The organism is Pseudomonas wadenswilerensis (assembly GCF_024749185.1).
In the GTDB taxonomy this organism is placed as follows: domain Bacteria; phylum Pseudomonadota; class Gammaproteobacteria; order Pseudomonadales; family Pseudomonadaceae; genus Aquipseudomonas; species Aquipseudomonas wadenswilerensis.
This window is the reverse complement of record NZ_CP087191.1, coordinates 5,527,111-5,544,650: the sequence shown is the minus strand read 5'-3', so window position 1 is coordinate 5,544,650 and position 17,540 is coordinate 5,527,111. Positions and strand designations below refer to the sequence as shown.

Genomic DNA, 17,540 nt, shown 5'->3' with positions numbered 1-17,540 from the left:
CTTCACCCCCACCGCTGGCGCATTAGACCAAAGTAGTGAAATGAATAGTTACGATTGACTAGACGGTCACCCTTTGGTGCTAATCGCCAATCGACGTCGAGCGGGACACAAAGATCCTGCCGTAAGCGACACACAAGAATTAGAACGTAGAGGAGCAAAACATGTACAAGTCCACCTTGGCACTTGCCGTGGCCGTTGGGGTTCTGGCCCAGCAGGCGGGTGCTGCCGGTTTCGTTGAAGACAGCAAGGCAAGCATCACTGCCCGCAACTTCTACATCAACACCGACAACCGTAGCGGCACCGCTGACCCATCCAAGACTGAAGAGTGGGGCCAAGGCTTCATTTTCAACTTCACCTCCGGTTACACCGAAGGTACCGTCGGCTTTGGTGTCGATGCCATCGGCCTGCTGGGCATCAAGCTCGACTCCGGTCGTGGCACTGCCTACAACAAAACCAACGGCAGCACTGGCGGTACTGTATTCCCGAGTGAAAGCAACGGCCGTGCTGTCGACGATTTCGGCAGCCTGGGCCTGACCGGCAAGGTCAAGTTCTCCAAGACTGAAGCACGCCTCGGTACGCTGATGCCGAAGCTGCCGGTCGTGACCTACAACGACGGTCGACTGCTGCCGCAAACCTTTGAAGGTGGTCAGGTCACTTCGAACGAAATCGAGAACCTGACCTTGATCGGCGGTAAGCTGGAGCACGCCAAAGGTCGTAACTCCACCAATAACGACTCGCTGTCGATTGCAGGTGCCAACAGCCGTACTGGTCAGCGCAGCAACGCCTTCTACTACGCCGGTGGCGACTACAAGGTCACCAAGGACCTGCTTGCCCAGTACTACTACGGCAACCTGGACGACTTCTACAAACAGCACTTCCTCGGCCTGACCCATAACTGGGCGCTGCCGGTCGGTAGCCTGAAGTCCGACCTGCGTTATTTCTACAGCGATTCCGATGGCAAGAACGCCAGCACTGAAGGCCGCCTGGCTGGCTATAAAGCTTCCGGATACCAGAACAACGGCGAAGTGGACAACCGCACCTGGAGTGCGATGTTCACCTATAGCCTGCAAGGTCATGCGCTGAGCGCTGGTTACCAGCGTGTCAACGGCACCAGTGACTTCCCGTTCCTGAACCAGGGTGACGGTGCTTCGGCCTACCTGATCACCGACCGTCAGATCGGCAAGTTCCAGCGTGCCGGCGAGCGCACCTGGCTTGCGCAGTATGCCTATGACTTCGCTGCGGTTGGCCTGCCGGGCCTGACCACCTCCGTGGTCTACCTCAAAGGTACCAATATCAATGCTCCGGGCAGCGACCGTTCCGAATGGGAGCGCGACTTCTCCCTCGGCTATGTTGTACCTGAAGGTACCTTCAAAGGCCTGGGCCTGGCCTGGAAGAACGCTTCGCTGCGTTCCGACGCAGTCAACCAGCGTGACCAGGACGAAAACCGTCTGATCCTCAGCTACACCCTGTCGATCCTGTAAGTCGGCAATCAGAGCCCGTCCCGCATTTGTGCCGGGCGGGCTTTCTTTTGCCTGTTTTTTGATATCCCTTTTTGATCTAAATAAATCGATATTTATTCTTTTTAATTTTACGAGTAAGCAGGCACAGTGAAGCCATAACGAACCCAGCCAAGGAGCCGCACCATGAGCCTCAGACTCGGCGATATCGCCCCCGACTTCGAACAGGATTCCAGCGCCGGCAAGATCCGCTTCCACGAATGGCTGGGCGACAGCTGGGGCGTGCTGTTCTCTCACCCGGCCGACTTCACCCCGGTGTGCACCACCGAGCTGGGTTTCACTGCCAAGCTCAAAGAGCAGTTCGCCGAGCGCGGGGTCAAGGCCATCGCCCTGTCGGTGGACCCGGTGGATTCGCACCACCGCTGGATCGAAGACATCAACGAAACCCAGAACACTGTCGTCAACTTCCCGATCCTGGCCGATGCCGATCGCAAAGTCTCCGATCTCTACGACCTGATTCATCCCAATGCCAGCGATACCCTGACGGTGCGTTCCTTGTTCGTTATCGATCCGAACAAGAAGATCCGCCTGACCATCACTTATCCGGCCAGCACCGGGCGCAACTTCCACGAGATCTTGCGGGTGATCGATTCGCTGCAGTTGACCGACAACCACAAGGTCGCCACCCCGGCCAACTGGCAGGATGGTGACGAAGTTGTGATCGTGCCATCGCTCAAGGACGAAGACGAAATCAAGCGCCGCTTTCCCAAGGGTTACCGGGCGGTCAAGCCGTACCTGCGCCTGACCCCGCAACCCAATCGTTGATCTTTAGCCATAGCAGGGAACTCGGGCCGTTTTACGGCCCTTTTTTTATTCCCCCCAATACCTGTAGGAGCGGGCTTGCCCCGCGATGCTCTCATAGCTCTTAAAGGAATAAACAAATGAAAAAATATGATTTATCGATATATGTATCAAGCTGTTAAGGTCACTTCACTCCAGCGAGAACTCCAACTCGCGGCCCTCTAGAACACGATCAAGGATGCGTTCCAATGCTGGTTGTTTCTCTCGGTGGTAGTCCCAGTCTGCGTTCCCGCTCCGGTGTCCTGCTTGAGCGCAGCCGCCAGTGGCTGCAAGGCCAGGGCGTGGAAGTGGTGACTTTCCAGGTGCGGGATTTTCCGGCCGAAGACCTGCTCCATGCACGTTTCGACAGCCCCAAGGTGCAGCACTTCCTGCAATTGGTAGAACAGGCCGATGGCCTGGTGGTTGCTACCCCGGTGTACAAGGCCTCGTTCGCCGGTGCGCTGAAAACCCTGCTCGACCTGCTGCCCGAACGCGCCCTGAGCCACAAGGTGGTGCTGCCGATCGCTACCGGCGGCAGCATCGCCCATATGCTCGCCGTGGACTACGCGCTCAAGCCGGTGCTGTCGGCACTCAAGGCCCAGGAAACCCTGCAAGGGATCTTCGCCGACGACAGCCAGATCGCCTACGGCGAAGGCAGTGCCGCCGCGCAACTGGCGCCGGCCCTGGAGCAGCGTCTGCTCGAATCCCTGGAACTGTTTCACAGCGCCCTGGCGCGTCGACCCAAACCGGTTGCGCCGGGCGTGTTGAATGAACGTCTGCTCAGTGCTCGCTGGAGCATCTGAGGCGTATCACCCGCTACCTGTAGTTCCCACCTTACTCGCCCGCCAACGGGCAAGCAGGTGCAGCCTGAACCCCAACAGCAAAGGAGAGCGCTATGCGCACTGTCATTTTGCGTCGTGGTCTGGTCGCTCTGTTTGCTGCGGCTGTGTCCTTCGGCGCCATTACTCAAGCCCAGGCCGAAAGCCTGCGTATCGGTTACCAGAAGTACGGCACCCTGGTGCTGCTCAAGGCCAAGGGCACGCTGGAGAAGCGCCTTGCCGCTCAGGGCGTGCAGGTGCAATGGACTGAATTCCCCGGTGGCCCGCAACTGCTCGAAGGCCTGAACGTCGGCTCGATCGACTTCGGGGTGACCGGCGAGACGCCGCCGGTGTTCGCCCAGGCCGCTGGCGCCGACCTGCTGTATGTCGCCTACGAACCGCCAGCGCCGCACAGCGAAGCCATCCTGGTGCCCAAGGGCTCGCCAATCCAGTCGGTCAAGGAGCTCAAGGGCAAGAAGGTCGCGCTGAACAAAGGCTCCAACGTTCACTACCTGCTGGTCCGCGCCCTGGAAGACGCCGGCCTCAAGTACAGCGACATCCAGCCGGTATTCCTGCCGCCCGCCGATGCCCGCGCCGCCTTCGAGCGTGGCAGCGTCGATGCCTGGGTGATCTGGGACCCGTACCAGGCCGCTGCCGAGCAGCAGTTGCAGGCACGCACCCTGCGTGACGGCGAGGGCATCGTCGACAACCATCAGTTCTACCTGGCGACCAAGCCCTACGCGCAGAAGCACCCTGAAGTGATCAGCGCCTTGGTCGATGAAGTGCGCGCAGTGGGCGAGTGGTCCAAGGCCAACCCGCAGGAAGTCACCGACCAGGTCGCGCCGCTGCTCGGCTTGCCCGCCGACATCACCCAGACCTCGGTCAAGCGCCAGGGCTACGGCGCCGCCTTCCTCACCCCGGAAGTGATCGCTGCCCAGCAGAAGATCGCCGACACCTTCAAGACGCTCAAGCTGATTCCCAAGCCGTTGAGCATCAAGGACGTGATCTGGACACCGCCGGCCAAGGTCGCCAGCGCCCCTTGACGATTTGCCCGCGCCGGGGCGCCGCCCCGGTCTGCGCCACCCCTAGGAGACAACTCCAATGAGCCTCAACGTATTCTGGTTTCTTCCAACCCATGGCGACGGCCATTACCTTGGCACCGCCGAAGGCGCGCGCGCCGTCGATCACGGCTACCTGCAGCAGATTGCCCAGGCGGCTGACCGCCTCGGCTTTGGCGGTGTGCTGATCCCCACCGGGCGTTCCTGCGAGGACTCCTGGCTGGTCGCCGCTTCGCTGATTCCGGTGACCCAGCGCCTGAAGTTCCTGGTAGCCCTGCGTCCGGGGATCATCTCGCCGACCGTGGCAGCGCGTCAGGCGGCGACCCTGGATCGTCTTTCCGGTGGTCGTGCCTTGTTCAACCTGGTCACCGGTGGCGATCCGGAGGAGCTGTCCGGTGACGGCCTGTTCCTCAGCCACGAAGAGCGCTACCAGGCCTCGGTGGAGTTCACCCGCATCTGGCGCCGGGTGCTGGAAGGCGAAACCGTCGACTACGACGGCCAGCACATCCAGGTCAAAGGCGCCAAGCTGCTCTATCCGCCGATCCAGCAGCCGCGTCCGCCGCTGTACTTTGGTGGCTCTTCGGAAGCGGCCCAGGACCTGGCGGCCGAACAGGTCGAGCTGTACCTGACCTGGGGCGAGCCACCCGCCGCGGTTGCCGAGAAGATCGAGCAGGTGCGTGCCAAGGCCGCCAAGCAAGGCCGTAGCGTACGTTTCGGCATCCGCCTGCACGTGATCGTGCGTGAGACCAACGCCGAAGCCTGGCAGGCCGCCGAGCGCCTGATCTCGCACCTGGACGACGACACCATTGCCCGCGCCCAGGCCTCGCTGGCGCGCTTCGATTCGGTCGGCCAGCAACGCATGGCCGCGCTGCACGGCGGCAACCGCGACAACCTGGAAGTCAGCCCCAACCTCTGGGCCGGTGTCGGCCTGGTGCGCGGCGGTGCCGGTACGGCCCTGGTCGGCGATGGCCCGACCGTGGCCGAACGGGTCAAGGAATACGCGGCGCTGGGTATCGACACCTTTATCTTCTCCGGTTATCCACACCTGGAAGAGTCGTACCGGGTGGCCGAGCTGCTGTTCCCGCACCTGGACGTGGAGCGCCCGCAACTGCCGCAAAGCGGTGGCTACGTGAGCCCGTTCGGCGAGATGGTCGCCAACGACATCCTGCCCAAATCCTCGGCGCAGCGCTGAGGGCCGGGCCATGAGTCGTTCATCCACTCCCTGGCAGCAACGCCTGGCGCCCTGGGCGCTGCCGTTACTGTTGTTGGCGGTCTGGCAACTGGCAGTCAGCGTCGGCTGGCTGTCGACGCGGATTTTGCCGGCACCAAATGCAGTATTGAGCGCCGGCGTCGAGCTGGTGCGCAGCGGCGAGATCTGGACCCACCTGGCAATCAGTGGCTGGCGGGCAGCCGTCGGCTTTCTGATTGGTGGCGCCATCGGCCTGGCGCTGGGCTTTATCACCGGCCTGTCGAAATGGGGCGAGCGCCTGCTCGACAGTTCGGTGCAGATGATCCGTAACGTGCCGCACCTGGCGCTGATTCCGCTGGTGATCCTGTGGTTCGGCATCGATGAGTCGGCGAAGATTTTCCTGGTGGCCCTGGGCACCCTGTTCCCGATTTACCTGAATACCTACCACGGCATTCGCAACGTCGATCCGGCCCTGGTGGAAATGGCCCGCAGCTATGGCTTGTCCGGCTTCGAGCTGTTCCGCCAGGTGATCCTGCCGGGCGCCTTGCCGTCGATCCTGGTTGGCGTGCGCTTTGCCCTGGGCTTCATGTGGCTGACCTTGATCGTTGCCGAAACCATCTCGGCCAATGCCGGTATCGGCTATCTGGCAATGAATGCCCGCGAGTTCCTGCAGACCGATGTGGTGGTACTGGCCATCGTCCTCTATGCCGTGCTCGGCAAGCTTGCCGATCTGGCCGCACGCGGTCTTGAGCGGGTCTGGCTGCGCTGGCATCCGGCCTACCAACCGAGCAGGGGAGAGGGCGCATGACCATCCTCAAGGAAACGCCACCACGACTGCTGCGCGGGATTCCGCTGGCGGCGCAGAACCTGCAGAAGACCTTCGGCCAGCGCCAGGTGCTGCGTGACATCGACCTGCATATTCCGGCCGGGCAGTTCGTCGCCATTGTCGGGCGCAGCGGCTGCGGCAAGAGCACCTTGCTGCGCTTGCTCGCCGGGCTCGACCAGCCCAGTGGCGGCGAGCTGTTGGCCGGTTCCGCGCCGCTGCGCGAAGCCCAGGAAGACACCCGCCTGATGTTCCAGGAAGCGCGCTTGCTGCCGTGGAAGAAGGTCATCGACAACGTTGGCCTGGGCCTGTCGGGCAACTGGCGGCCGCGAGCCCTTGAAGCGCTGGAGGCGGTCGGCCTGGCCGAGCGCGCCCATGAATGGCCGGCGGCGTTGTCGGGCGGCCAGAAGCAGCGTGTGGCCCTGGCCCGCGCCCTGATCCACCAGCCACGCCTGTTGCTGCTCGACGAGCCATTGGGCGCGCTGGATGCGCTGACTCGTATCGAAATGCAGCAGTTGATCGAACGGCTGTGGCGCCAGCACGGCTTCACCGTGTTGCTGGTTACCCACGACGTCAGTGAAGCGGTGGCGGTTGCCGACCGGGTGATCCTCATCGAAGACGGCGAAGTGGGCCTGGACCTGACGGTCGACCTGCCTCGCCCGCGGGTGCGCGGGTCACACCGCCTGGCCGCACTGGAAACCGAAGTACTCAACCGGGTTCTGTCGATTCCGGGCACACCGCCCGAGCCGGAACCTATCGCACCTTTGCCGACGCAATTGCGTTGGGCTCTCTGACCTGTAAGGAACCAAGCAGATGACTATCAAAGCGATCAACGTACGCAACCAGTTCAAAGGCACCGTCAAGGAAATCCTCGAAGGCCCGGTGTTGTCGGAAATCGATGTGCAAACGGCCTCGGGTATCGTCACTTCGGTGATCACCACCCGCTCGGTGCGCGAGCTGGAGCTGACCATTGGCAGTGAGGTGATTGCCTTTGTGAAGTCGACTGAAGTGTCGATTGCCAAGCTCTGACTACCAGGGCAAGGCTTTGCCTTGCATCGCTGGCAAGCCAGCTCCCACAAGGTTCGGTGTATACAGTCCCTGTGGGAGCTGGCTTGCCAGCGATGAGGCCATCAGCGTTTAGGCAGAAACGGCGGCAAATACAGCCCCAGATACGCATCAAACACCCGCATCCCTTCCTCGGCCATGCGCGGCGTGATCTGCCCGTGCAACTGCACCGAGCGGGCATACACCCGATCGCCCAGCTCCATGGCCAGCGCAAACACATCCACGTCCTGCGGCAACACCGGCAACTGGAAATGCTCGGCGAACAAGGTATGCATCAGGTCGCCCAGCTCGATGTCGTGCTGGCGGTCAGCCTGGGTCACTTCGCTCAGACCATGCTGGGCCAGGATCAGCTGGCGCGCCGCGGCATCTTCGTTGTAGATCACCAGCATGCGTTGCTCAACCAGGCGCGACAGGTCGTGCCAGGTGTTCAACGCCGCTGCATCAATGGGCGCTTCAAGGCAGGCGCGAAAGGCGCTGTGCACGTCGGCGGTGAGCGCTTCAAGCAGGGCCGGGACACTGGCGAAGAAGTGATACACCGACGACGGCGGAATCTGCGCGCGCTCGGCCACGCTGTAGATCGACAGGCTGGCCACCCCTTCGCTGGCCAGCAGCGTGCGCGCTGCCTCGAGGATCGAATCGATCCTCGCCTGGCTGCGGGCCCGGGGTTTGCGCGGGGTAGCAGTGCGGGTCATGTCAGTTGCTGATCGCCAGGATGCTCGCCTGGTAAGCGCTGACGAACAGGTCGAAGTCGGCCTTGTCCTCTTCGCGCTCGAGCTTTGCCTGGGCTTCCAGGGACTCGTGCGCTGCCGTTTCGAAGCGTTGCTGCTGCTCGATCGGCAGGGCCTGGGCGCGGAAGAACTCTGCATGGGCCTGGCTTTGCCGCAAGGCGAAGCGGCTGAAGCTTTCCTTGTGCTCGGTCATGCTCGCCAGCACCTGCGCCGATGGCGTCAGGGAAGGGTCGCTGACCTTGGCTTTCTGCGCGTGCAGGGCCTTGGCGTGTTCGTCGCTGCCGTGGCTGCGGTCGAGCAGTTCGGCCAGGGGCGCAATGCGTTCGAGCAGTTCAGCGGCCCACTGCTTGAGCTCGACCGGCTGACCGTCACGCTGCAACTCCAGGCCCGGACGGCGACCTTCCTTGACCACGCTAAGGAAGTTGCCGGTGCAGTTGCCGCACTCCAGGTTGCCCAGCAGCGGGCTTTCTTCCAGGGCGCAGAACAACAGGAAGGCGTCGAGGAAACGCGCTTCGGGCAAGTCGATACCGGTTGGCAGGAACGGATTGATGTCCAGGCAGCGCACTTCGACGTACTGGATGCCACGGGCCATCAGCGCCTGGATCGGCCGCTCGCCGCTGTAGGTGACGCGCTTGGGGCGGATATTGGAGTAGTACTCGTTTTCGATCTGCAGGATGTTGGTGTTCAACTGAACCCACTCGCCATCCTTGTGCGTACCGATCTCGACATAGGGCGCGTAAGGCGTGGCTACCGCTTTGCGCAGGCTGTCGGTGTAGCTGGCGAGGTTGTTGTAGCAGGGCGTCAGGCCGGACTGGGCGTTGCTCTGGTAACCCAGGTCGCTCATGCGCAGGCTGGTGGCGTAGGGCAGGTACAGGGTGTCGGCGTCGAACTGTTCGAGCTGGTGCGGGCGGCCACGCAAAAAGCCCGCATCCAGGGCCGGCGAGGCGCCGAACAGGTACATCAGCAGCCAGCTGTAGCGGCGGAAGTTGCGGATCAGGGCGATGTAGGCCGACGACTGATAGTCGCGATTATCTTCCGTGCCGTGTTCGGCAGCGCGCAGCAGCGGCCAGAGTTTTTCTGGCAGCGAGAAATTGTAGTGAATCCCGGCGATGCACTGCATGGTGCGGCCGTAACGCAGGGCCAGGCCCTTGCGGTAGACGTACTTGAGCTGACCGATGTTGGAGGTGCCATACCAGGCGATCGGAATGTCTTCCTCGGCCGGCAGCGGGCAAGGCATCGACGGGCTCCAGAGGAACTCGTTGCCAAGCTTGGTGTAGGCGAAGCGGTGGATGTTTTCCAGGCTTTCGAGGGTCTGCGCCGGGTCGGCCAGGGCTGGGGTGATGAACTCCAGCAGCGACTCCGAATAGTCCGTGGTGATCTGCTCGTGGGTCAGCGCCGCGCCGAGGGCTTCGGGGTGCGGAGTCTGGGCCAGACGACCTTCCTCGGTCACACGCAGGCATTCACGCTCGATGCCGTGCAGGCACTGCTTGAGCAGGGAGAGGTTGTCGCCTTGGCCGAGCAGGCTCAGGCGGCGGTTGAGAAGTTCGCTCAAGATGGATTCCTTCACGCGTCAGTCGCCCCAATATGGGGGTGGAGATGACGGTCTACAAGGGTGGACAGAGGAACTGGCGTTGTCGCCTGGTTGTGGCCGGCTTTCGGCAGCGCCTGCGCTCTGCCGAAAGTACCGCAGTTTGGCCATTTGCGGCTAGAGGACGACGAATGTCCCCTGCGCTTTTGCCACCAGTTTGTCGCCCTGAAGTACATCGGCGTCGACCACCAGCGTGCGCCGCCCGGCATGCAGCACCCGGGCAACGCACAGCACTTCACCTTCGCTGACCGCGCGCAGGTAGTTGATCTTGCATTCCAGGGTCACGCTCTGCTGGTCGAAACCATGGGAACTGGAACAGGCCAGGCCCATGGTGGTGTCGACCAGGCTGAAGATCGCCCCGCCATGCAGCTTGCCGCCCCGGTTGCGCAGGTGCGGCTCCAGGGCCATGACCACCTCTGCAACACCGTTTTCCAGGCGTTGCAGACGGCAGCCGAGCAACTGGCTGAAGGCGCTGAAGACGACGTCGTCGGGAGCCGTCATCACTTCTTCTTCAGCTGCTTGGCGTTGGCGAACAGCGAGGCCATGGCGTTGTTGGCCGGTGCCGGGGTTTCCTTGGCACGGGCTGGAGCGCTTTGCTGGCGCGGGGCGGAGCCTGGGCGGCTGCCACGGGCGCCGTCGATCTTCTCGCCCGGGGTGTCGCTCATGCGCATCGACAGGCCGACGCGTTTGCGCGGGATGTCGATTTCCATGACCTTGACCTTGACCACGTCGCCGGCCTTGACCGCTTCACGCGGGTCCTTGATGAACTTCTCCGACAGGGCCGAGATGTGCACCAGGCCATCCTGGTGCACGCCGATGTCGACGAAGGCACCGAAGTTGGTGACGTTGGTCACCACACCTTCGAGGATCATCCCCAGCTGCAGGTCCTTGAGGTCTTCGACGCCTTCCTGGAACTCGGCGGTCTTGAACTCGGGGCGTGGGTCGCGGCCGGGTTTGTCCAGCTCCTGGAGGATGTCGGTGACGGTCGGCAGGCCGAAGGTTTCATCGGTGAATTTCTTCGGCTCCAGACGCTTGAGGAAACCGCTGTCGCCAATCAGCGAACGGATGTCGCGGTCGGTTTCAGCGGCAATGCGCTGTACCAGCGGGTAGGCTTCCGGGTGCACTGCGGAGGCGTCCAGCGGGTTGTCGCCGTTCATTACGCGCAGGAAGCCTGCGGCCTGTTCGAACGTTTTCTCGCCCAGGCGGCTGACTTTCTTCAGCGCTGCGCGGGTCTTGAAGGCGCCGTTGGCATCGCGGTGAGCGACGATGTTCTGCGCCAGGGTGCTGTTGAGGCCGGAGATACGGGCGAGCAGGGCGACCGAGGCGGTGTTGACGTCAACGCCGACGGCGTTCACGCAGTCCTCGACCACCGCATCCAGGCCACGGGCCAGTTTCAGCTGCGAAACGTCATGCTGGTACTGGCCGACACCAATGGATTTCGGGTCGATTTTCACCAGTTCGGCCAGCGGGTCCTGCAGGCGCCGGGCAATGGACACGGCGCCGCGGATCGATACGTCGAGGTCCGGGAACTCCCTGGCCGCCAGTTCCGAGGCCGAATACACCGAAGCGCCGGCTTCGGAGACCATGATCTTGGTCATCTTCAACGCCGGGTATTTTTTGATCAGTTCGGCGGCGAGCTTGTCGGTTTCGCGGCTGGCGGTACCGTTACCGATGGCGATCAGTTCCACCGAGTGCTTGGCGCACAGCGCGGCGAGCACGGCGATGGTCTGGTCCCACTGGTTTTTCGGCACGTGCGGGTAGACGGTGGCGGTGTCCAGCAGCTTGCCGGTGGCATCGACCACGGCGACCTTGCAACCGGTACGCAGGCCCGGGTCCAGGCCCAGGGTGGCACGCGGGCCGGCCGGGGCGGCCAGCAGCAGGTCGTGCAGGTTGTGGGCGAAGACGTTGATCGCCTCGCCTTCGGCGTTGTCGCGCAGCTCGCCGAACAGGTCGGTTTCAAGGTGGCTGTAGAGCTTGACCTTCCAGGTCCAGCGCACCACTTCGGCCAGCCACTTGTCGGCAGGACGGTTCTGGTTTTGCAGGCCGAAACGCTCGGCGATCATCATTTCGCAGGGGTGCAGGGTGCCCGGCAGCTCTTCGCCGACTTTCAGCGAAGCAGCCAGCACGCCTTCGTTACGGCCCCGGAAAATCGCCAGGGCGCGGTGCGACGGCACGCTCTTGAGCACTTCGTCGTGCTCGAAGTAATCGCGAAACTTCGCCCCTTCCTCTTCCTTGCCGGCCACCAGGCGAGCACTGAGCACCGCTTCCTGCTTGAGGAAGCTGCGCAGCTTGTCGAGCAGGCTGGCGTCTTCGGCGAAGCGCTCCATGAGGATGTACTTGGCGCCTTCGAGGGCGGCTTTGACATCGGCCACGCCTTTTTCGGCGTCGACAAAACGCGCGGCTTCGGTTTCAGGGCTCAGTTGCGGGTCGTTCAGCAGGCCATCGGCCAACTCGCCCAGGCCGGCTTCCAGGGCGATCTGACCCTTGGTGCGGCGCTTTTGCTTGTACGGCAGGTACAGGTCTTCGAGGCGGGTCTTGGTATCGGCCAGTTTGATTTCGCGGGCCAGCTCCGGGGTCAGCTTGCCTTGCTCTTCGATGCTGGCAAGGATGCTGACACGCCGGTCGTCCAGCTCGCGCAGGTAGCGCAGGCGCTCTTCCAGGTGGCGCAGCTGGGTGTCATCCAGGCTACCGGTGACTTCTTTCCGGTAACGGGCGATAAAAGGTACGGTCGAACCTTCATCAAGTAGAGCCACGGCCGCTTCGACCTGTTGTGGGCGGACACCGAGTTCCTCGGCGATGCGGCTGTTGATGCTGTCCATAAAACCACCTGACAAATTGTGAATACAAAGGCCGCGGGCGGGCGCTGTAGAGCGCTTGTGGTCAATGCGGCGCTGGCTGAAAGCGGCGCATTATACCCAGCGCGTCCGGCTTGCGGTGATAGCAGCAGGCCAGTTGTCGGCCCGGCAATACTGGCACCCGGGGAAAAATCTGCTAACAATGCACACGGCACGGCCATTGATGGCTAAGCCATAATGCGTGCCGAGATTAGAGGAGCTACCCATGAGCAGCACTGCACAAACCGCCGAAGGCGACAAAATTCTCATCGTCGACGATGACCCGGGCCTGAGCAGCCTGCTGGAACGTTTCTTCACCAGCAAGGGTTATCGCGCCCGTGCAGTACCCAATACCGAACAGATGGACCGCCTGCTGGCCCGCGAAGTTTTCAACCTGGTGGTGCTCGACCTGATGCTGCCTGGCGAAGACGGCCTGACTGCCTGCCGCCGCCTGCGCGCCGCGAACAACCAGATCCCGATCATCATGCTCACCGCCAAGGGCGACGAGCTGAGCCGCATCAAGGGCCTGGAGCTGGGTGCCGACGACTACCTGGCCAAGCCTTTCAACCCCGACGAGCTGATGGCCCGGGTCAAGGCCGTGCTGCGCCGTCAGGCACCGGCGGTACCGGGCGCACCGGGCAGCGAGGACGAAACCGTTACCTTCGGCGACTACGAGCTGTCGCTGGCCACCCGCGAACTCAAGCGCGGTGAAGAAGTGCACATGCTCACCACCGGTGAGTTCGCCGTACTCAAGGCGCTGGTGATGCACGCCCGCGAGCCGCTGACCCGCGACAAGCTGATGAACCTGGCCCGTGGTCGCGAGTGGGACGCCCTTGAGCGCTCCATCGACGTGCAGATCTCGCGCCTGCGGCGGATGATCGAACCCGACCCGTCCAAGCCGCGTTATATCCAGACCGTCTGGGGCGTTGGTTATGTGTTTGTGCCGGATGGTAATGCCACCAAGTGATGTTTCGTTTGCAGGAGTAGCTCACCGCCAGCAGGGCAGACCTTCGGGGTTGCCCTGTTTTTGCCTGTGCAGCGCTTTGCAAAGCCTGCGAGCCCCGCTCGTTCCCGCATAGTGTGTAGCCGTTGTCGATGAAAACGCCCCTGTGGTTCCCGCAAAGCTTCTTCGCCCGCACCCTCTGGCTGGTGCTGATCGTCGTGCTGTTCTCCAAGGCCCTGACCCTGGTGTACCTGCTGATGAACGAGGACGTGCTGGTTGATCGGCAGTACAGCCACGGCGTGGCCTTGACCCTGCGCGCCTACTGGGCTGCCGACGAGTCTGACCGCGACAAGATCGCCGAGGCGGCGGGGCTGATTCGCGTGGTTGGCTCCGGCGTTCCCGAGGGTGAACAGCACTGGCCGTACAGCGAGATCTACCAGCGCCAGATGCAGGCCGAGCTGGGCGCCGATACCGAAGTTCGCCTGCGCGTGCATGCACCACCGGCCTTGTGGGTACGGGCTCCGAGCCTGGGCGATGGCTGGCTGAAGGTGCCGCTGTATCCGCACCCGCTGCGTGGGCAGAAGATCTGGAGCGTGTTGGGCTGGTTCCTGGCCATCGGCTTGTTGTCCACCGCGTCGGCGTGGATCTTCGTGCGCCAGCTCAACCAGCCGCTCAAGCGCCTGGTGTTCGCTGCCCGGCAGCTGGGCCAGGGGCGCAGCGTACGGCTGCCGATCAGCGACACGCCGAGCGAAATGACCGAGGTATACCGCGCGTTCAACCAGATGGCCGAGGATGTCGAACAGGCCGGCCGCGAGCGCGAGTTGATGCTGGCCGGGGTTTCCCATGACCTGCGCACACCGCTGACGCGCTTGCGTCTGTCGTTGTCGTTGCTGGCCAACGAAAGCGACCTGACCGACGACATGGTCCGCGATATCGAAGACATGGACGCAATTCTCGACCAGTTCCTGGCGTTCATTCGCGATGGCCGCGACGAGCCGGTCGAAGAGGTCGATTTCAGTGAGCTGGTGCGTGAAGTGGTGGCGCCGTTCAACCAGCCGGAAGAACAGGTACGCCTGTGCCTGGAGCCGATCCCGCCGTTCCCGCTGCGCCGGGTGTCGCTAAAGCGCCTGCTCAACAACCTGATCGGCAACGCCTTGTATCACGCCGGCAAGGGTGTGGAAGTGGCGGCCTATGTATCGGGTGAGAGTGGTGCGCCTTACGTGGTGCTGAGCGTGCTGGACCGTGGTGCCGGGATCGACCCGGGCGAGCTGGAGGGTATCTTCAACCCGTTCATTCGCGGTGACCGTGCCCGCAGCGGCAAGGGCACCGGGCTGGGCCTGGCGATCGTCAAGCGGATCGCCGCCCAGCACGGCGGCAACGTGCAGTTGCGCAACCGTTCAGGCGGCGGCCTGGAGGCGCGGGTGCGGTTGCCGTTAGGGCTGATGCTGCCCCGCGACGCGGTCTAGCCTTTGCCTTTGGTGCGGGTCAGGTTCGGCCCGCCATTCTTCTCCAGGTGTTCGATGATCATCCCGGCAACGTTCTTGCCGGTGGTGACTTCAATGCCTTCCAGGCCTGGTGAGGAGTTCACCTCCATCACCAGCGGACCGTGATTGGAACGCAGGATATCCACCCCGGCCACGCTCAGGCCCATGACCTTGGCCGCGCGGATGGCGGTCATGCGCTCTTCCGGGGTGATCTTGATCAGGCTGGCGCTGCCGCCGCGGTGCAGGTTGGAGCGAAACTCACCAGGCTTGGCCTGGCGCTTCATCGAGGCGATGACCTTGTCACCGACCACGAAGCAGCGGATGTCGGCGCCTCCGGCTTCCTTGATGTATTCCTGGACCATGATGTTCTGCTTCAGCCCCATGAAGGCTTCGATCACCGACTCGGCGGCCTTGGTGGTTTCGCACAGCACGACGCCGATGCCCTGGGTGCCTTCGAGTACCTTGATCACCAGCGGGGCGCCGTTGACCATCTGGATCAGGTCGGGGATATCGTCCGGCGAGTGGGCAAAGCCAGTGACCGGCAGTCCGATCCCCCGACGCGACAATAGCTGCAGCGAACGCAGCTTGTCCCGCGAGCGGGCAATGGCCACCGATTCGTTGAGCGGGAACACCCCCATCATTTCGAACTGGCGCAGCACTGCGCAGCCGTAGAAGGTCACCGAAGCGCCGATCCGTGGGATCACCGCGTCGAAGTTTTCCAGCGGCTTGCCGCGGTAGTGAATCTGCGGCTTGTGGCTGGCGATGTTCATATAGGCGCGCAGGGTGTCTATCACAACCACCTCATGGCCTCGTTCGGTACCGGCTTCGACCAGGCGACGAGTGGAATACAGACGCGGGTTTCGCGACAGCACGGCGATCTTCATGCAACACCTGTGGAGGGAGTGATAGTGGCCGGGAATGCCGGCTTGTCCTGAACGTACTTGAGCCCCGGATTGACCACCAACTGGCCATGGATCAGGGCTTTGGAACCGAGCAACAGGCGATAGCGCATGGCCTTGCGGCAAGCCAGGGTGAATTCCACTTCCCACACCCGGTCACCCAGCGCCAACGGCGTGCGGATCACGTAGCGGGTCTGGGCCTGGCCGTTGGAGCTCTTGATGGTCTTCATCGTCACCAGCGGCGCTTCGCAGCGCCGGTGGCGCAGTTGTACCACCGAGCCCAGGTGGGCGTTGAAACGCACCCACTGCTCGCCATCGCGCTCGAAGGGTTCGACTTCGGTGGCGTGCAGGCTCGAGGTGCTGGCGCCGGTGTCGATCTTGGCCCGCAGGCCGGCCAGGCCGAGGTCCGGCAGGGCCACCCACTCGCGCAGGCCGATCACGGTCAAATGGTCAAATGTCTTCAAAATGCTCAACCAGCGTAATAAGTCGTCAGGCACCAAAACGGATGTGAGCGACAGGTCGGTGAACTGTAAGCACGCCGCGTGTTTTTTGCATCCGCCAGATACGGTAGTACAGTTCCCTTTACGAAAATAAGTGGGGAAATGTCATGGCACAAAAGCAGGAAGAGGATGACAAGGTCCGCCTGGACAAATGGCTATGGGCAGCGCGTTTCTACAAGACCCGGGCGCTGGCCAAGGCGGCCATTGAAAGCGGCAAGGTGCATTGCCGGGGCGAACGGTGCAAGCCGGGCAAAGAGCCGCGGATGGGCGATGAGTTCGTGCTGCGCACCGGCTTTGACGAGCGTACGGTAGTGGTCAAGGCGTTGTCGGTGGTGCGTCGTGGCGCGCCGGAAGCTCAGGCGCTGTATGAAGAGACCGAGCAGAGCATTGCTCGCCGCGAACAAGCCGCTGCCCTGCGCAAGGCCGGCGCTCTGGGTGTCAGCACTGATGGCCGGCCCACCAAGAAACAGCGGCGCCAGCTGCATCAGTTGCATGACAGCGCAGGTTAAGCGCGCGGGTTGATCACGTGCAGGCGCCCGAGCAGCGGCAGCCGCACCAGCCACTCGAACAATGGCGCGCTCAGGCGCATCAGGGTGGCGCTGGCTTTGGCGGCAAATGGGGTATAGCAGCTCCAGCCCAGGGCCAGCACTGCCATCAGCACGCCGCCGATGTAGTCGTCCTGGCCCCAGTGCGCGCCGGCTACCAGGCGTGGCAACATGAACAGCAGCGCCAGGGCCCAGACCAGTATTTGCTGCAGCAGCTTGCGGCTGAACAGGCTCATGAACATCGCCCAGATCAGCAGCACCGAGGCATGGTCACCGGGGAAGCTCTGGCTGGAGCGGTCCTTGAGCTCCCATCTGGCTTCCAGATGCGGGTAGAAGTCGCTCAGGTGGATGGCGTCGCTGAACACCATCGACGGGCTGTTGTGCTGCCAGCCCATGGCGTTCATCCATTTCGAGAACAACGCGCGGATCACCAGCAGCAAGACCAGGGTGGCGAAGAAACCAAAGAAGGCCTGGCGCACCTGGCCCGCCTTGAACACCCAGTCGCCGCGGACCAGCAGGCTGAGCAGGATCAGGCCGACGACGATATCGAACGGACGCAGGCTGCCAACGGTCCAGATGTAACGCCAGGTGCTATTGTCGGCAAGTGGCCGATTGAGCAGGTGAAACAGCCATTCGTCGAAAGTCAGGCAGAGGATCTGGCCAAAGGGCCATAACCAGAAACACAGTAGGGCAACGGGCAAAACCGTGCAGAGAATCAAAGGACCCCAAGCCCACCTTGCTTGGAACAGTGAAGAATTGTCCATAAACT

The 17,540-nt window shown here is 62.7% G+C and carries 18 protein-coding genes; 11 read left to right on the top strand and 7 right to left on the bottom strand.

Going from position 1 to position 17,540, the window contains the following annotated elements:
- The first annotated feature begins 161 nt into the window (after positions 1 to 161).
- From LOY45_RS25500 to LOY45_RS25465, 8 genes are all read left to right on the top strand, one after another.
- The gene (locus LOY45_RS25500; RefSeq protein WP_134064872.1) at positions 162 to 1,481 is read left to right on the top strand and encodes an OprD family porin; all 1,320 of its coding nucleotides are present in this window, start codon (positions 162 to 164) and stop codon (positions 1,479 to 1,481) included.
- Between the two features lie 162 nt (positions 1,482 to 1,643).
- Positions 1,644 to 2,282, top strand: coding sequence for a peroxiredoxin (locus tag LOY45_RS25495; protein ID WP_045201153.1), 639 nt, complete (start codon positions 1,644 to 1,646; stop codon positions 2,280 to 2,282).
- A gap of 224 nt (positions 2,283 to 2,506) precedes the next feature.
- Positions 2,507 to 3,100 (top strand): NADPH-dependent FMN reductase, encoded by a 594-nt coding sequence (ssuE, locus tag LOY45_RS25490; RefSeq protein ID WP_115084832.1) that lies wholly within the window; start codon positions 2,507 to 2,509, stop codon positions 3,098 to 3,100.
- A 92-nt stretch (positions 3,101 to 3,192) separates the two neighbouring features.
- A complete protein-coding gene (locus tag LOY45_RS25485) occupies positions 3,193 to 4,158 on the top strand; it encodes a sulfonate ABC transporter substrate-binding protein (RefSeq protein WP_115084833.1) in 966 nt (321 codons plus the stop codon).
- Positions 4,159 to 4,216: 58 nt separating this feature from the next.
- Positions 4,217 to 5,365, top strand: a complete 1,149-nt coding sequence (gene ssuD, locus LOY45_RS25480; RefSeq protein ID WP_115084834.1) for an FMNH2-dependent alkanesulfonate monooxygenase — start codon at positions 4,217 to 4,219, stop codon at positions 5,363 to 5,365.
- A 10-nt stretch (positions 5,366 to 5,375) separates the two neighbouring features.
- Positions 5,376 to 6,170 carry an aliphatic sulfonate ABC transporter permease SsuC gene (gene ssuC / locus LOY45_RS25475; protein WP_258578550.1) on the top strand — a complete coding sequence of 265 codons (795 nt, stop codon included), beginning with the start codon at positions 5,376 to 5,378 and terminating at the stop codon, positions 6,168 to 6,170.
- Positions 6,167 to 6,979: an aliphatic sulfonates ABC transporter ATP-binding protein gene (ssuB, locus tag LOY45_RS25470; protein ID WP_258578549.1), complete on the top strand. Its 813-nt coding sequence runs from the start codon at positions 6,167 to 6,169 to the stop codon at positions 6,977 to 6,979. The genes ssuC and ssuB overlap by 4 nt, the downstream gene beginning before the upstream one ends.
- A gap of 19 nt (positions 6,980 to 6,998) precedes the next feature.
- Positions 6,999 to 7,214, top strand: coding sequence for a TOBE domain-containing protein (locus tag LOY45_RS25465; RefSeq protein ID WP_010221227.1), 216 nt, complete (start codon positions 6,999 to 7,001; stop codon positions 7,212 to 7,214).
- A gap of 101 nt (positions 7,215 to 7,315) precedes the next feature.
- Here the strand turns inward: LOY45_RS25465 and LOY45_RS25460 are convergent, their stop codons facing one another.
- From LOY45_RS25460 to LOY45_RS25445, 4 genes are all read right to left on the bottom strand, one after another.
- The gene (locus tag LOY45_RS25460) at positions 7,316 to 7,942 is read right to left on the bottom strand and encodes a TetR/AcrR family transcriptional regulator (protein WP_115084836.1); all 627 of its coding nucleotides are present in this window, start codon (positions 7,940 to 7,942) and stop codon (positions 7,316 to 7,318) included.
- A 1-nt stretch (position 7,943) separates the two neighbouring features.
- The gene (gshA, locus tag LOY45_RS25455; protein ID WP_134064866.1) at positions 7,944 to 9,545 is read right to left on the bottom strand and encodes a glutamate--cysteine ligase; all 1,602 of its coding nucleotides are present in this window, start codon (positions 9,543 to 9,545) and stop codon (positions 7,944 to 7,946) included.
- Between the two features lie 138 nt (positions 9,546 to 9,683).
- Positions 9,684 to 10,067, bottom strand: coding sequence for a PaaI family thioesterase (locus tag LOY45_RS25450; protein WP_115084838.1), 384 nt, complete (start codon positions 10,065 to 10,067; stop codon positions 9,684 to 9,686).
- On the bottom strand, positions 10,067 to 12,385 hold the full coding sequence (locus tag LOY45_RS25445; protein WP_258578547.1) for a Tex family protein: 2,319 nt from the start codon (positions 12,383 to 12,385) through the stop codon (positions 10,067 to 10,069). Before LOY45_RS25445 ends, LOY45_RS25450 begins: the two co-directional genes overlap by 1 nt.
- Positions 12,386 to 12,626: 241 nt before the next feature.
- On the opposite strand from LOY45_RS25445, the gene ompR reads away from it, so the two are divergent.
- Positions 12,627 to 13,367, top strand: coding sequence for an osmolarity response regulator transcription factor OmpR (gene ompR / locus LOY45_RS25440; RefSeq protein ID WP_115084840.1), 741 nt, complete (start codon positions 12,627 to 12,629; stop codon positions 13,365 to 13,367).
- A 128-nt stretch (positions 13,368 to 13,495) separates the two neighbouring features.
- Positions 13,496 to 14,809: an ATP-binding protein gene (locus LOY45_RS25435; RefSeq protein ID WP_115084841.1), complete on the top strand. Its 1,314-nt coding sequence runs from the start codon at positions 13,496 to 13,498 to the stop codon at positions 14,807 to 14,809.
- Here the strand turns inward: LOY45_RS25435 and rimK are convergent.
- Both rimK and rimB read right to left on the bottom strand, forming a co-directional pair.
- Complete coding sequence (rimK, locus tag LOY45_RS25430) at positions 14,806 to 15,711, bottom strand: 30S ribosomal protein S6--L-glutamate ligase (protein WP_010221234.1); 906 nt, start codon at positions 15,709 to 15,711, stop codon at positions 14,806 to 14,808. The genes LOY45_RS25435 and rimK overlap by 4 nt on opposite strands.
- The gene (gene rimB / locus LOY45_RS25425) at positions 15,708 to 16,190 is read right to left on the bottom strand and encodes a retropepsin-like aspartic endopeptidase RimB (protein ID WP_038998194.1); all 483 of its coding nucleotides are present in this window, start codon (positions 16,188 to 16,190) and stop codon (positions 15,708 to 15,710) included. The genes rimK and rimB overlap by 4 nt, the downstream gene beginning before the upstream one ends.
- A 143-nt stretch (positions 16,191 to 16,333) precedes the next feature.
- Here rimB and LOY45_RS25420 point away from each other — a divergent pair, with 143 nt between their 5' ends.
- The gene (locus LOY45_RS25420; RefSeq protein WP_115084842.1) at positions 16,334 to 16,735 is read left to right on the top strand and encodes an RNA-binding S4 domain-containing protein; all 402 of its coding nucleotides are present in this window, start codon (positions 16,334 to 16,336) and stop codon (positions 16,733 to 16,735) included.
- Here LOY45_RS25420 and LOY45_RS25415 read toward each other — a convergent pair.
- Positions 16,732 to 17,535: a phosphatase PAP2 family protein gene (locus LOY45_RS25415; RefSeq protein ID WP_134064862.1), complete on the bottom strand. Its 804-nt coding sequence runs from the start codon at positions 17,533 to 17,535 to the stop codon at positions 16,732 to 16,734. The two genes, LOY45_RS25420 and LOY45_RS25415, sit on opposite strands and share 4 nt — an antisense overlap.
- Positions 17,536 to 17,540 lie beyond the last annotated feature (5 nt).

Coding starts and splice junctions, on each gene's coding strand:
- LOY45_RS25435 (WP_115084841.1), top strand. CDS start 13,496: ATGAAAACGCCCCTGTGGTTCCCGCAAAGCTTCTTCGCCCGCACCCTC.
- ssuC (WP_258578550.1), top strand. CDS start 5,376: ATGAGTCGTTCATCCACTCCCTGGCAGCAACGCCTGGCGCCCTGGGCG.
- rimK (WP_010221234.1), bottom strand. CDS start 15,711: ATGAAGATCGCCGTGCTGTCGCGAAACCCGCGTCTGTATTCCACTCGT.
- ssuB (WP_258578549.1), top strand. CDS start 6,167: ATGACCATCCTCAAGGAAACGCCACCACGACTGCTGCGCGGGATTCCG.
- LOY45_RS25495 (WP_045201153.1), top strand. CDS start 1,644: ATGAGCCTCAGACTCGGCGATATCGCCCCCGACTTCGAACAGGATTCC.
- ssuD (WP_115084834.1), top strand. CDS start 4,217: ATGAGCCTCAACGTATTCTGGTTTCTTCCAACCCATGGCGACGGCCAT.
- LOY45_RS25415 (WP_134064862.1), bottom strand. CDS start 17,535: ATGGACAATTCTTCACTGTTCCAAGCAAGGTGGGCTTGGGGTCCTTTG.
- LOY45_RS25485 (WP_115084833.1), top strand. CDS start 3,193: ATGCGCACTGTCATTTTGCGTCGTGGTCTGGTCGCTCTGTTTGCTGCG.
- ompR (WP_115084840.1), top strand. CDS start 12,627: ATGAGCAGCACTGCACAAACCGCCGAAGGCGACAAAATTCTCATCGTC.
- LOY45_RS25450 (WP_115084838.1), bottom strand. CDS start 10,067: ATGACGGCTCCCGACGACGTCGTCTTCAGCGCCTTCAGCCAGTTGCTC.
- LOY45_RS25445 (WP_258578547.1), bottom strand. CDS start 12,385: ATGGACAGCATCAACAGCCGCATCGCCGAGGAACTCGGTGTCCGCCCA.
- LOY45_RS25500 (WP_134064872.1), top strand. CDS start 162: ATGTACAAGTCCACCTTGGCACTTGCCGTGGCCGTTGGGGTTCTGGCC.
- LOY45_RS25465 (WP_010221227.1), top strand. CDS start 6,999: ATGACTATCAAAGCGATCAACGTACGCAACCAGTTCAAAGGCACCGTC.
- LOY45_RS25420 (WP_115084842.1), top strand. CDS start 16,334: ATGGCACAAAAGCAGGAAGAGGATGACAAGGTCCGCCTGGACAAATGG.
- ssuE (WP_115084832.1), top strand. CDS start 2,507: ATGCTGGTTGTTTCTCTCGGTGGTAGTCCCAGTCTGCGTTCCCGCTCC.
- LOY45_RS25460 (WP_115084836.1), bottom strand. CDS start 7,942: ATGACCCGCACTGCTACCCCGCGCAAACCCCGGGCCCGCAGCCAGGCG.